This is a genomic window from Streptomyces sp. NPDC039462 (assembly GCF_055639375.1).
This window is the reverse complement of the sequence record NZ_JBVKAO010000005.1, coordinates 401,782-414,824: the sequence shown is the minus strand read 5'-3', so window position 1 is coordinate 414,824 and position 13,043 is coordinate 401,782. Positions and strand designations below refer to the sequence as shown.

10 protein-coding genes are annotated in these 13,043 nt (G+C 69.6%); 2 read left to right on the top strand and 8 right to left on the bottom strand.

Translation table 11 applies throughout. The features are described from left to right. Positions 1 to 137 precede the first annotated feature (137 nt). The 4 genes from ACZ7LU_RS27665 to ACZ7LU_RS27650 form a co-directional block, all read right to left on the bottom strand. The gene (locus ACZ7LU_RS27665) at positions 138 to 1,499 is read right to left on the bottom strand and encodes a replication-associated recombination protein A (protein WP_470984606.1); all 1,362 of its coding nucleotides are present in this window, start codon (positions 1,497 to 1,499) and stop codon (positions 138 to 140) included. A gap of 46 nt (positions 1,500 to 1,545) precedes the next feature. Next, the gene (locus ACZ7LU_RS27660) at positions 1,546 to 2,175 is read right to left on the bottom strand and encodes a vitamin K epoxide reductase family protein (RefSeq protein ID WP_398310846.1); all 630 of its coding nucleotides are present in this window, start codon (positions 2,173 to 2,175) and stop codon (positions 1,546 to 1,548) included. Between the two features lie 184 nt (positions 2,176 to 2,359). Next, the gene (gene hisS, locus ACZ7LU_RS27655; RefSeq protein ID WP_471918298.1) at positions 2,360 to 3,625 is read right to left on the bottom strand and encodes a histidine--tRNA ligase; all 1,266 of its coding nucleotides are present in this window, start codon (positions 3,623 to 3,625) and stop codon (positions 2,360 to 2,362) included. Between the two features lie 13 nt (positions 3,626 to 3,638). Next, complete coding sequence (locus ACZ7LU_RS27650; RefSeq protein WP_471918297.1) at positions 3,639 to 4,352, bottom strand: MBL fold metallo-hydrolase; 714 nt, start codon at positions 4,350 to 4,352, stop codon at positions 3,639 to 3,641. A gap of 167 nt (positions 4,353 to 4,519) precedes the next feature. On the opposite strand from ACZ7LU_RS27650, the gene ACZ7LU_RS27645 reads away from it, so the two are divergent. Both ACZ7LU_RS27645 and ACZ7LU_RS27640 read left to right on the top strand, forming a co-directional pair. Beyond that, positions 4,520 to 5,341 carry a peptidylprolyl isomerase gene (locus tag ACZ7LU_RS27645; RefSeq protein WP_471918296.1) on the top strand — a complete coding sequence of 274 codons (822 nt, stop codon included), beginning with the start codon at positions 4,520 to 4,522 and terminating at the stop codon, positions 5,339 to 5,341. 134 nt (positions 5,342 to 5,475) lie between these two features. Beyond that, positions 5,476 to 6,708, top strand: coding sequence for a DUF349 domain-containing protein (locus ACZ7LU_RS27640; RefSeq protein ID WP_398310857.1), 1,233 nt, complete (start codon positions 5,476 to 5,478; stop codon positions 6,706 to 6,708). Between the two features lie 69 nt (positions 6,709 to 6,777). Here ACZ7LU_RS27640 and ACZ7LU_RS27635 read toward each other — a convergent pair whose 3' ends face one another. The 4 genes from ACZ7LU_RS27635 to secD form a co-directional block, all read right to left on the bottom strand. After that, positions 6,778 to 9,318 (bottom strand): RelA/SpoT family protein, encoded by a 2,541-nt coding sequence (locus ACZ7LU_RS27635; protein ID WP_398310860.1) that lies wholly within the window; start codon positions 9,316 to 9,318, stop codon positions 6,778 to 6,780. Between the two features lie 228 nt (positions 9,319 to 9,546). Next, positions 9,547 to 10,095 carry an adenine phosphoribosyltransferase gene (locus tag ACZ7LU_RS27630; RefSeq protein ID WP_398310863.1) on the bottom strand — a complete coding sequence of 183 codons (549 nt, stop codon included), beginning with the start codon at positions 10,093 to 10,095 and terminating at the stop codon, positions 9,547 to 9,549. After that, positions 10,092 to 11,216: a protein translocase subunit SecF gene (secF, locus tag ACZ7LU_RS27625; RefSeq protein WP_471918295.1), complete on the bottom strand. Its 1,125-nt coding sequence runs from the start codon at positions 11,214 to 11,216 to the stop codon at positions 10,092 to 10,094. Before secF ends, ACZ7LU_RS27630 begins: the two co-directional genes overlap by 4 nt. 1 nt (position 11,217) lies before the next feature. Then, complete coding sequence (secD, locus tag ACZ7LU_RS27620; protein ID WP_471918294.1) at positions 11,218 to 12,987, bottom strand: protein translocase subunit SecD; 1,770 nt, start codon at positions 12,985 to 12,987, stop codon at positions 11,218 to 11,220. Between the last annotated feature and the right edge of the window lie 56 nt (positions 12,988 to 13,043).

Sequence of the window (13,043 nt, the reverse complement as noted above, 5' to 3'; positions counted from 1 at the left end):
GGTGCGCGACGCTCCTGGATCCCCCTTGCCTCGCGGCGGTGGGGCTCCGGCTGGATGTCCCGTTCTGGTGGTGCCGGTACGAGACCGGACACGGGACGCAGCGCTCCGGTCAACTATACCGGGTGCGGCGAGATGCCTCAGCCCTCGGGCTGCTCGCCCTTGAGGCGGGAGCGGACACGCTCGACCACGTCGGCGTATCTGGCCTCCGCTCCGTACCTCGTCGGCTGGTAGTAGCGCTTGCCCTCGATGGTGTCCGGTGCGTACTGCTGGGCGGCGATGCCGCCGGGGACGTCGTGCGGGTAGACATATCCCTGGGCGTGGCCGAGCTTGGCCGCGCCCTTGTAGTGGCCGTCGCGCAGGTGGGGCGGGACGGGGCCGGCGAGGCCGCCGCGGACGTCGGCCTGGGCCTGCTGGATCGCGATCGTCGCGGCATTCGACTTGGGGGCGAGGGCCAGGGCGATCGTGGCGTGGCTGAGGGTGAGCGCGGCCTCGGGGAAGCCGATCATGGCGACGGCCTGGGCGGCGGCGACGGCGGTGGGCAGCGCGGTCGGATCGGCGAGGCCGATGTCCTCGCTGGCGGAGATCATCAGGCGCCGGGCGATGAAGCGGGGGTCCTCGCCCGCCTCGATCATGCGGGCCAGATAGTGCAGGGCGGCGTCCACGTCCGAGCCGCGGATGGACTTGATGAGGGCGCTCGCGACGTCGTAGTGCTGGTCGCCGTCGCGGTCGTACTTCACGGCGGCCCGGTCGACCGACTCCTCCAGGGTCTGGAGGGTGATCTCCCTCTCGCCCTTGGCGAGCGCCGAGCCCGCGCCCGCCTCCAGGGCGGTGAGCGCGCGGCGGGCGTCACCCCCGGCGATGCGCAGCAGGTGCTCCTCCGCCTCCTCGGGCAGCTCGACCGCGCCGGCCAGGCCGCGCTCGTCGACGAGCGCCCGGCGGAGCAGGGCGCGCAGGTCGTCGTCCGTGAGCGGTTCGAGGGTGAGGAGCAGGGAGCGGGACAGGAGGGGGGAGATGATCGAGAAGTACGGATTCTCGGTGGTCGCCGCGATGAGCGTCACCCAGCGGTTCTCCACGGCGGGCAGCAGGGAGTCCTGCTGGGCCTTGCTGAAGCGGTGGATCTCGTCGAGGAAGAGGACGGTCTCCTTGCCGTGGCCGCCCATCGCCCTGCGGGCGCCGTCGATGACGGCACGCACTTCCTTCACGCCCGCGGTGATCGCGGAGAGCTCGACGAAGCGCTTGTTCGTGGCCTTGGAGACCACGTACGCGAGGGTCGTCTTGCCGATGCCGGGCGGGCCCCACAGGAAGACCGACGAGGGTCCTGCGGGGCCGCCGCCGCCCTCGCCGACGAGGCGGCGCAGGGGCGAGCCCGGCTTCAGCAGATGCTGCTGGCCGACGACTTCGTCGAGGGTACGCGGGCGCATCCGGACGGCCAGGGGGCTGCTGGACGGATCCTTCTCCTGGCGGTCTTCGGCTGCGGCGGTGAACAGGTCGGGCTCCACGTCGAGAACCCTATGTCACCCCACTGACAATCCCTCCGGGCGCCGGTCAGGCCCAGAGGTCGGCGCCCCAGCGGGTGAGGATCAGCATCGCGATGACGCCGGTGTGCATCACCGGCAGCGCCCAGGTGAAGTCGGCCAGGAAGCTCTTGGCCCAGGCCGGCGCGGGCAGGAAACCGGCCCGGATGTTGAAGGACGTGATGTACCAGAACATCAGGAGCGTGGCGATCCAGGCCAGGGTGCACCAGAGGCAGAGCGCGTTGATGTGGTAGAGCGACTGGATCATCAGCCAGGTGCAGAACCCGACGCCGAAGAGCGCGCCCGCGTTGAACGTGAGCCAGTACCAGCGCGGGAAGCGGGCCCCGGCGAGGAGGCTCATGCCGACGCAGATCACGATGCCGTAGGTGACCAGGCCCAGCATCGGGTTGGGGAAGCCGAAGGCCTCGGCCTGCTCGCTCTTCATGATGCTGCCGCAGGCGACGACGGGGTTGATGCTGCAGCCCGGCTGGAAGTTCGGGTCCTTCAGGAGCTCGAACTTGTCGATGGTGATCACCCAGGAGGCGAGCAGCCCGGCGGCGCCCGTGATCACCAGCAGCAGGGCGAGCGCGCGGCTGCCGCCGACGGCGCCGGGAACGTCCGTGCGCTTCCGCTCGTCCGAGGCGTCGTCCTTCGCTGACATCGTTTTGCTCATCACGCCGTTCCGTCGCTCGAGGTGTCCGCGGGCACGCACATTGTGCCGTATGCGCCTGTGGGTCCACCGTTCGATGGACATAAGGAGGCACGGACGGGGGACGAGTCGAAGGGGGCGAGGCCACGGGCTCACCCCGTGACCTCGCCCCCGATCGTCGGCCGTCCGCGAGGCGCTACTTTCCGAGCCGGTCCTTCAGGACCGTCACGATGTCGTCCACCGCCACCGCGTCCTGCTCGCCGGACTCCATGTCCTTGAGCTGGACGACGCCGTCCGCCAGGTCGCGCTCGCCGGCGACGACGGTGAAGCGCGCGCCCGAGCGGTTGGCGTTCTTCATCGCGCCCTTGAGGCCCTTCCCGCCGTACGAGAAGTCCGCCGCGACCCCGGCCCTGCGCAGCTCCGTGACCTTGGCGAAGAGGACGCGGCGCGCCTCGTCGCCGAGCGGTACCGCGAAGACGCTGGTGGACGCGGGGAGTTCGAGCTTGACGCCCTCCGCCTCCAGGGCGAGCACCGTGCGGTCCACGCCGAGCGCCCAGCCGACCGAGGGCAGCGAGGGGCCGCCGATCATCTCGGACAGGCCGTCGTAGCGGCCGCCGCCGCCGACCGCGGACTGCGCGCCCAGGCCGTCGTGGACGAACTCGAAGGTGGTGCGGGTGTAGTAGTCCAGGCCGCGGACGAGCTTCTCGTCGTCCTCGAAGGCGACGCCCGCCGCCGTGATCAGCTCGCGGACCTGCTCGTGGTACGCCTTGCAGGCGTCGCACAGGTGGTCGCGCAGCGAGGGCGCGCCCACCAGCTGCTTCTGGACGTCGGGCCGCTTGTCGTCGAGGACGCGCAGCGGGTTGATGTCGATACGTCGACGTGTCTCCTCGTCCAGGTCCAGGCCGCGGAGGAACTCCTGGAGCGCGGCGCGGTAGACGGGGCGGCACTCCTTGTCGCCGAGCGAGTTGAGCAGGATGCGGAAGTTCCGCAGGCCGAGGGCGCGGTACGCCTGGTCGGCCAGGATGATCAGCTCGGCGTCGAGCGCCGGGTCCTCGGCGCCGATCGCCTCGGCACCGACCTGGGAGAAGTGCCGGTAGCGGCCCTTCTGGGGGCGCTCGTACCGGTAGTAGGAGCCCGAGTACCAGAGCTTGACCGGGAGGTTGCCCGCCTTGTGGAGGTTGCCCTCCAGGGCCGCGCGCAGCACGGACGCGGTGCCCTCGGGGCGCAGCGCGAGTTCGTCGCCGCCCTTGGTCGTGAAGGCGTACATCTCCTTGGTGACGATGTCGGTGGACTCACCGACACCGCGCGCGAACAGCTCGACGTTCTCGAAGCCGGGCGTCTCGATGTAGCCGTAGCCGGAGTCGCGCAGCGGCGCGGCGATCGCCTCGCGCACCGCGAGGAACTTCGCGGAGTCGGGCGGCAGCAGGTCGTACGTGCCCTTGGGGGCCTTGAAGGTGCTCACGGGAGTTCTCTCGTCACATTCCTCGTCGCGGGGCGGACGTGTCGTCCGGACCCAGGCCGGCGGCCACCTGCCGCAGATACGGGTTGGTGGCGCGCTCCTGGCCGATGGATGTCTGGGGGCCGTGGCCGGACAGCACCACGGTCGAGTCGTCGAGAGGCAGGCACACGCGGGCCAGCGACTGGAGGATCTCGGTGTGGCTGCCGCCGGGCAGGTCGGTGCGTCCGATGGAGCCGGCGAAGAGCAGATCGCCCGAGAAGAAGACCGAGGGGATCTCGGCCGTCTCGGGCATCTGGAAGGTCACCGACCCCTTCGTATGGCCCGGCGCGTGCGCGACGGTGAAGTCGAGACCCGCCAGCTTCAGCCCGGCGCCGTCGGTCAGCTCGCGCAGGTCGTCGGGCTCCCCCACCGTCAGCTCGCCCATGAGCGGCATCCCGATGGAGCGCCCGAGGGCCTTCTCGGGGTCGCTAATCATGTACCGGTCGGAGGGGTGGATCCACGCGGGCACGTCGTGCGCTCCGCACACCGGGACGACCGAGGCGACGTGGTCGATGTGGCCGTGGGTGAGGATGACCGCGACGGGCTTGAGCCGATGCTTCTTGAGTGCGTCCTCGACTCCCTGGGCGGCCTGGTGGCCCGGGTCGATGATCACGCACTCCTCGCCTGCGGCGGGGGCGACCACGTAGCAGTTGGTGCCCCAGGCCCCGGCGGGGAACCCGGCAATCAGCACGATCGTCCTTCATTCGTCGTCCGGCGGGAGGGTGCCGCGGCCCCCGGCGGGAGAACGCGGCAGATCAGAGCCTACCGGCGCTGCCGATTCCACAGGTAACCCATATACGGTACGGGGCACTACGCAGCGTATGACGAGACATACGCCGGAGAAGGGGAGAAGAGCCGGTGGTCAGCCAGGAACAGCGGCGCAAGCAGCTCGCGCGGGAGAAGCGGCTGCGGCAGCAGGAGCGGCGCGAGGCCGCACGGCGCCGGGTACGGGCGCGCAACGCGGTGATCGCGGGGACCCTCGCGGTGGTCGTGGCCGGTGGCGCCGTGTCGTACGCAGCGGGGGCCTTCGACGGGGACGACACGAAGGACGACGCGAACGCGCAGGCGAGCAGCGCGCCGAAGGACCCGTGCGCGAAGGCGGCGCCCGGCAAGGTGAAGCCGCTCAGCTTCAAGAAGGAGCCGGCGCTCACCATCGACAAGTCCGCCGACTACCGGATGGACCTGAAGACGACGTGCGGTGACATCGGCCTCGACCTGGACGCGGCGAAGGCCCCGCGCACCGTCAACTCCTTCAACTTCCTGGTGAACAAGGGCTATCTGGACCACACCAAGTGCCACCGCCTGACCACCGGCGGCATCTACGTCCTCCAGTGCGGCGACCCGAAGGGCACCGGGAAGGGCTCCCCCGGCTACACGATCCCGGACGAGAACCTGAAGGACAAGCGCCTCAAGGGGAACGTGTACCCGGCCGGCACGGTCGCGATGGCGAACCAGTACAACGCCCAGGCGAAGACCGGCAGGAACACCGGCGGCAGCCAGTTCTTCCTCGTCTACCAGGACAGTCAGCTCCCGCCCGACTACACACCGTTCGGGACCATTTCCGATTCCGGGATGAAGGTCCTGAAGAAGATCGCCGCCGCCGGCGAGAGCACCGGGCAGGGCGACGGCGCCCCGAACGCGACGGTCGTCATCGACAAGGCCACCGTCACCAAATCCTGAGCGCCGCCAGGCAAACTTCGGTCGTGCGGGATGCGGACAGCCGCCCCGCCGGTCGCCTATGTTGGCGGTGACGAAACTGTGGACGATGCCGGGGGCCCCGAGGCCCTGCGCAGGCATCATGTGGAGGAGGCGCTGTGAGCAGCGACCCGTGGGGCCGCGTCGACGAGACGGGGACCGTGTACGTGCGTACGGCCGACGGCGGCGAGCGAGTGGTCGGTTCGTGGCAGGCAGGATCTCCCGACGAGGCCCTTGCCTACTTCGAGCGCAAGTACGACGGTCTGGTCGTCGAGATCGGACTTCTCGAGCGCCGGGTGAAGACGACCGATCTGTCGGCCAAGGACGCGATGACCGCCATCGACCACCTGCGTCAGCAGGTCGACGAGGCGCACGCGGTCGGTGATCTGGACGCCCTGAGCAAGCGGCTCGACAAGCTGGTGGAGACCGTCGAGGCGCGCCGCGAGGAGCGCAAGGCGCAGAAGGCCAAGCAGTCCGACGAGGCGCGGCACGCCAAGGAGGCCTTGGTCGTCGAGGCCGAGGAGCTGGCCCAGAGCGAGCAGTGGCGGGCGGCCGGTGAGCGGCTGCGGGCCCTGGTGGACACCTGGAAGGGTCTGCCGCGCCTGGACCGCAAGTCGGATGACGAACTGTGGCACCGCTTCTCGCACGCGCGCTCGGCGTTCTCCAAGCGCCGCAAGGCGCACTTCGCCTCGCTGGACGCGCAGCGCGAGGAGGCCCGCAAGGCCAAGGAGAAGCTGGTCGCCGAGGCCGAGGCGCTGTCGAGCTCGACGGACTGGGGCCCGACGGCCGCGCGGTACCGCGAGTTGATGGCCGACTGGAAGGCGGCGGGCCGCGCCCAGCGCGAGCACGAGGACGATCTGTGGAACCGCTTCCGCGGCGCCCAGGACGTCTTCTTCGCGGCGCGCAGCGCGGTCTTCGCGGAGCGCGACGCGGAGCAGGGCGAGAACCTGAAGCTGAAGGAGGAGCTGGCCGCCGAGGCCGAGAAGCTCGTCCCGGTGACGGACCTGAAGGCGGCGCGTGCCGCGTTCCGGTCCATCAACGAGCGGTGGGAGGCCATCGGCCACGTCCCGCGGGACGCCCGCCCGAAGGTCGAGGGCCGGATGCAGGCCGTGGAGCGTGCGCTGCAGGAGTCTGAGGAGGCCGAGTGGCGCCGGACGAACCCGGAGGCACGCGCGCGTGCCGAGGGTCTCACCGGTCAGCTGCAGGCGGCGGTGGACAAGCTGACGGAGCAGATCGAGAAGGCGCGCGCCGCGGGCAACAACTCCAAGGCCGACAAGCTCCAGAAGGAGCTGGACGGCCGCCAGGCGCTGCTCGACCAGGCGCTGAAGGGTCTGCACGAGTTCGGCGGCTGAGTTTTCCGCACGCTACGTAGAGGGGCTCCCGCACATCGTGTGCGGGAGCCCCTCTACGTAGTACTGCGTTTACGGCCTGCGCGCCGACGTCACCCGGTAGACGTCGTACACGCCCTCGACGCCCCTGACCGCCTTGAGCACGTGGCCGAGGTGCTTGGGGTCGCCCATCTCGAAGGTGAAGCGGGATGTGGCGACGCGGTCGCGGGAGGTCTGCACGGCCGCCGACAGGATGTTCACGTGCTGGTCCGAGAGGATGCGCGTGACGTCCGACAGGAGGCGCGAGCGGTCCAGGGCCTCGACCTGGATGGCGACCAGGAAGACCGACGACTGGGTGGGCGCCCACTCGACTTCCAGGATCCGCTCGGGCTCGCGGGAGAGCGAGTCCACGTTCACGCAGTCGCTGCGGTGGACCGACACTCCGCTGCCGCGCGTGACGAAGCCGATGATGGGGTCGCCGGGGACGGGCGTGCAGCAGCGGGCCAGCTTGACCCACACGTCCTCGACGCCCTTGACGACGACACCCGGGTCGGCGTTGGAGCGGCGCTTGCTGCGGCCGCGCGAGGGCGGCGCGCTCTCGGCGATGTCCTCGTTGGCGGCTTCCTCGCCGCCGAGCGCCTGGACGAGCTTCTGCACCACGGACTGGGCGGTGACGTGGCCCTCGCCGATCGCCGCGTACAGCGACGAGATGTCGGGGTAGCGCATCTCGTGGGCGAGGGTGACCAGGGAGTCGCCCGTGAGGATGCGCTGGATCGGCAGGTTCTGCTTGCGCATGGCCCGCGCGATGGCGTCCTTGCCCTGCTCGATGGCCTCGTCGCGGCGCTCCTTGGAGAACCACGCGCGGATCTTGTTGCGCGCCCGGGGCGACTTGACGAAGCCGAGCCAGTCGCGGGACGGGCCCGCGCCCGCGGCCTTGGAGGTGAAGACCTCCACCAGGTCGCCGTTGTCCAGGGTCGATTCGAGCGGTACGAGACGGCCGTTGACCCGCGCGCCTATGGTGCGGTGGCCGACCTCGGTGTGCACCGCGTACGAGAAGTCGACGGGGGTGGCGCCCGCCGGCAGCGCTATGACGTCGCCCTTCGGCGTGAACACGAAGACTTCGTTGCGCGACAGGTCGAAGCGCAGCGACTCCAGGAACTCGCTGGGGTCCTCGGTCTCCTTCTGCCAGTCGAGGAGCTGGCGCAGCCACGCCATGTCGTTGAGGTGGTCGTCCTTGCCGCCGGCCTTCCTCGGCACGTCGGTGCGCACCTTGGAGGCACCGGCGACGGCCTCCTGCTTGTACTTCCAGTGCGCGGCGATGCCGTACTCGGCGCGGCGATGCATGTCGAACGTACGGATTTGGAGCTCGACGGGCTTGCCGTTGGGGCCGATGACCGTCGTGTGCAGCGACTGGTACATGTTGAACTTCGGCATCGCGATGTAGTCCTTGAACCGGCCGGGGACCGGGTTCCATCGCGCGTGGACGGTGCCGAGTGCGGCGTAACAGTCGCGCACGGTGTCGACGAGTACCCGAATGCCCACCAGGTCGTAGATCTCCGCGAAGTCACGGCCGCGGACGATCATCTTCTGGTAGACGCTGTAGTAGTGCTTCGGGCGGCCGGTGACGGTGGCCTTGATGCGGGCGGACCTGAGGTCGGCCTGGACCTCGTCGGTCACTATGGCGAGGTACTCGTCGCGCTTGGGGGCCCGCTCGGCGACGAGGCGCACGATCTCGTCGTACATCTTGGGGTAGAGGATCGCGAAGGCGAGGTCCTCCAGCTCCCACTTGATGGTGTTCATCCCCAGGCGGTGCGCCAGCGGAGCGTAGATCTCCAGGGTCTCCCGGGCCTTCTTCTCCTGCTTCTCGCGCTTGAGGTACCGCATCGTGCGCATGTTGTGCAGGCGGTCGGCGAGCTTGATGACGAGGACGCGGGGGTCCTTGGCCATGGCGACGACCATCTTGCGCACGGTCTCGGCCTGCGCGGCCTCGCCGAACTTGACCTTGTCCAGCTTGGTGACGCCGTCGACGAGCAGCGCGACCTGGTCGCCGAAGTCGCGCTTGAGGGTGTCCAGGCCGTACTCGGTGTCCTCGACGGTGTCGTGGAGCAGGCCCGCCATCAGGGTGGCGGGGTCCATGCCCAGCTCGGCGAGGATGGTCGTCACGGCGAGCGGGTGCGTGATGTACGGGTCGCCGCTCTTGCGCTTCTGGCCGCGGTGCCAGCGCTCGGCGACCTGGTAGGCCCGCTCGATCTGGCGGAGCGTGGACGTCTCGATCTTGGGGTCGTTGCTGCGCACTATGCGCAGCAGGGGCTCAAGGACCGGGTTGTACGGGTTCGAACGCTGGACGCCGAGCCGGGCGAGCCGGGCCCGGACGCGGTTGGAGGAGCCCGTGCGCGCGGGCTGGCCGGTGGCGGGCCGGATCGCGGGGGCCGTCGGGTGGTGGTCCGCGGGCGGCTTCGGGCGGGGCTGCTCGGCCGGTTTGTCGCCCCGGGCGACCTCTGCCTGGGCGCGCTGCGCGGACGTGCCGCCCTGCCCGCCTTCTGCCTTCTTCGCGGGCGCGGCTGACCCCGCCGAGGCCTGCTGGGCCTGCTGCGCGGCCTTGGCGGCGGTGAGTGGCTGGGACTCGTCTGGCAAGAGCGCTCCCTGTGCGCGATCGGGGTCCCCCGGTCAGGCCCCGAAGAGTCCATGGTATCGATCCTGGACCGTCGGCTCGCCCTGGGCCGGTGAGACAGCTCTGTACTGGAGAAACGCGCGAGGCGAGGGCTCGATTCCCGAGCCTGTCCAGGCGGGAACCGGCCCGGACGACGACGGGCGCCCCGGTGGATACCGGAACGCCCGTCGTGCCGTCCTGCGGACCGTCGCTCAGACGGTGATCAGCGCCTCCAGCGGTGCCCCGCCCAAGGCCTGCGCCAGCTTCTGGCGGCCGTCGAGGAAGCCGAGCTCCATGAGGACCGCGACACCGGCCACCTCGGCGCCCGAGCGGCGGATCAGGTCCAGCGAGGCCGCCGCGGTGCCACCGGTGGCGAGGACGTCGTCGATGACCATGACGCGGTCGCCCGCGTCCAGGTCCTCGGCGTGCACTTCGATCTCGGCGCTGCCGTACTCCAGGTCGTAGCTCTGCTTCAGCGTCGCTCCGGGGAGCTTGCCCGCCTTGCGTACGGGGACGAAGCCGAGCCCGGCGCGGACCGCGACCGGGGCGCCGAGGATGAAGCCGCGGGCCTCCAGGCCGACGATCTTCGTGGCGCCGTGCCGCACGCTGAGGTCGGCGAGCGTCTCCGTGAGCGCGGCGAACGCCACCGGGTCGGCGAGCAGCGGCGTGATGTCCTTGAACATCACGCCCGGCACCGGGTAGTCCGGGACGTCGCGGATGCGGCTGAGCAGCAGCTCCGTGACGCCTGCGAGCTCGGTCATCGGCGCTTCCCGGAAGGACGGCCCTTGCCGCGGCCGCGCGACGAGGGCTGCGAGCGGGGACCGACGACGGCCGGGGTGGCGTCACCGACCACGGTGTCCTGCGGCTCCTCGTCACCGGCGGGCTCCGGCGCCTCCGCCGACTCGCCCTTGGCCGCGGCCGCCGCGCGCTTGGCGAGCACCCGCTTCTTGAGGGCCTTCATCTGCGGCTCGCGCTCCTTGAAGTCGGCGACGAGCGGCGTGGCGATGAAGATCGAGGAGTACGCACCGGCCGCGAGGCCGACGAACAGCGACAGCGAGATGTCGTTGAGCATGCCGGCGCCCAGGACACCGCCACCGATGAAGAGCAGGCCCGCCACCGGGAGCAGCGCGACGACCGTGGTGTTGATGGAGCGGACCAGGGTGCCGTTGATGCTGCGGTTGGCGAGTTCGCTGTAGGTGTACCTCGTCTGCTTGGTGATGTCCTTCGACTGCTCCTTCAAGCTGTCGAAGACCACCACGGTGTCGTAGAGCGAGTAACCGAGGATGGTCAGCAGACCGATCACCGTACCCGGGGTGACCTCGAAGCCGACCAGTGCGTAGACACCCACGGTGATGGTGATGTCGTGGATCAGCGCGATCAGTGCCGCGAGCGCCATCCGCCACTCGAAGGCGATGGCGAGGTAGATCACCACGAGCACCATGAAGATCGCCAGGCCCTGCCAGGCCTTGTTGGCGATCTGCTCACCCCAACTGGGGCCCACCAGGTCGGCGTTGATGTCGGCGGCCTTGACGTCCAGGTCCTCGGCGAGCGCCTTCTTGATCTGGTCGGACTTCTTGATGTCCACGCCCGCGATCTGGATGCGCATCGCGTCGTCGCCCAGCTTCTGGACGATCGCGTCGTGGCCGGACGCCTTCTCCGCGGACTCCTCGGCCTGGGAGACCGAGACGCTCGTCTTCGGGGTGTTGAAGACGGCGCCGCCCTCGAACTCGATGCCCATGTTCAGGCCGCGCACCGCCAGGCCGACGATGGCCGTGATGGTGATCAGTATCGAGATGCCGTACCAGATCTTGCGCTTGCCGACGAAGTCGTAGCCGACCTCACCGCGGTAGAGCCTGGCGCCGAGATTGCCGAGCTTCGACATCTCACGCCTCCTTCGGGTCGACAGGGCCGGCGGGGGGAGCGGTGACGCGGCGGGACCGGCGCAGCGGGGGCTTGGCGCCGAGCCGCTCCGGGTCGAGGCCGGACCACTTGTGGCCATTGGCGAAGAACTTCTTGCGGGCCATGAGCGTCATCAGCGGCTTCGTGAAGAAGAAGACGACGACGACGTCGAGCAGCGTGGTCAGGCCGAGCGTGAACGCGAAGCCCTGCACCTTGCCGACCGTGACCACGAAGAGCACGGCGGCGGCGAGGAACGACACGAAGTCGGAGACCAGGATGGTGCGCCGGGCGCGCGGCCAGCCCCGCTCGACGGCGGGACGCAGCGTGCGGCCCTCGCGGATCTCGTCCCGCACGCGCTCGAAGAACACGATGAACGAGTCCGCCGTGATGCCGATCGCGACGATCGCACCGCAGACCGCGGGCAGGTTCAGCGCGAACTTAATGGTCGGGCCGAGCAGCGTCATGATCGTGTACGTCAGCGCCGCGGAGACCAGAAGGCTCGCGATGGCGATGAGCGAGAGACCGCGGTAGTAGGCCACCAGGTAGACGATGACCAGCGCGAGGCCGATGGCGCCCGCGATGAGGCCCGCCTCCAGCTGCTCGCCACCGAGGGCCGGGCTGACCGTGGTGACGCTCTGCTCGTGGAAGGTGAGCGGCAGGGCGCCGTACGACAGGACGTTCGCCAGGTCCTTCGCGGACTGCTGGGTGAAGCTGCCGGAGATCTCGGCGTTGGAGCTCAGGGTCGTGTTGACGCTGGGGGCGGAGACCACGTCACCGTCGAGGACGATCGCGAACTGGTTCTGCGGGGGCTGCTGCTGCGAGAGCTTGCTGGTGACCTTGGAGAACTTCTTCGAGCCGTCCTTGGTGAAGTCCATGTTGACGACCCAGGCACCGGACGACTGGTTGATGACCGCCTGGGCCTTCTTGACGTCCTTGCCGTTCACCTCGGCCGGGGCGAGGATGAACTTGTCCCAGGACTTGCCGTCGGTGCTCTTGCCGCACGCGATGGTCGGCTCGGAGGGCTTGATGCCCTGGCCGGCCTTGACGCGCGCCTTCTTGTCCGTGCAGTCCAGCTTGGTGAACTGCTCCTGGAGCTTGGCGGTGGCCGGGTCGGGAGTCGGCGCCTTGTCGTTCTTCTTGCCGTCGTCACCGTCCTTGGCCTTGTCCGACGGCGTCGGGTCGGCCTTCAGGGCCTCGCTGACGGCGCGGCCCTGGGGCGAGGCCTTGTCGGTCGGGGAGGTCGCCTTGCCGGTGGCTTTGTCCGTCGCCTTGTCGGTGGCCTTGTCCTTGTCCTTCTCCTTGTCCGTCCCGGACGAGGAGCTGGGGGACGGCTCGGGCGTGGGCGCGCCGCTGGTCTGCGTGATCACCGGACGGAAGTAGAGCTGAGCGGTCGTGCCGACCTGCTCGCGCGCCTGCTTCTCGTTCGAACCCTTGGGGATGTTGACAATGATGTTCTTGTCGCCCTGGGTCTGAACCTCGGCCTCGGAGACACCCAGGCCGTTGACGCGGTTGTTGATGATGTCAACCGCGGTGTTCATGTTGGTCTGGTTGATCGCGTTCTTCTGACCGGGCTCGTTCTTCGCCTCGAGCGTGATGCTCGTGCCGCCGGCGAGGTCGATGCCCAGGCGAGGCGTGGTGTGCCCCGAAAGGAACATTCCCCCGGTCAGCGCCACGAGGGCGATCAGGATGAAGACCAGTGAGCGTCCCGGCTTGCCCGGAGCGCTCTGCCTTCGGCCCTTCTTGGGTGCTGCCACCTTCTCGTTCTCCCTGTCCAACCGCCCGGCGTCCGGTCTGCCCCCTTGCGGTGCGG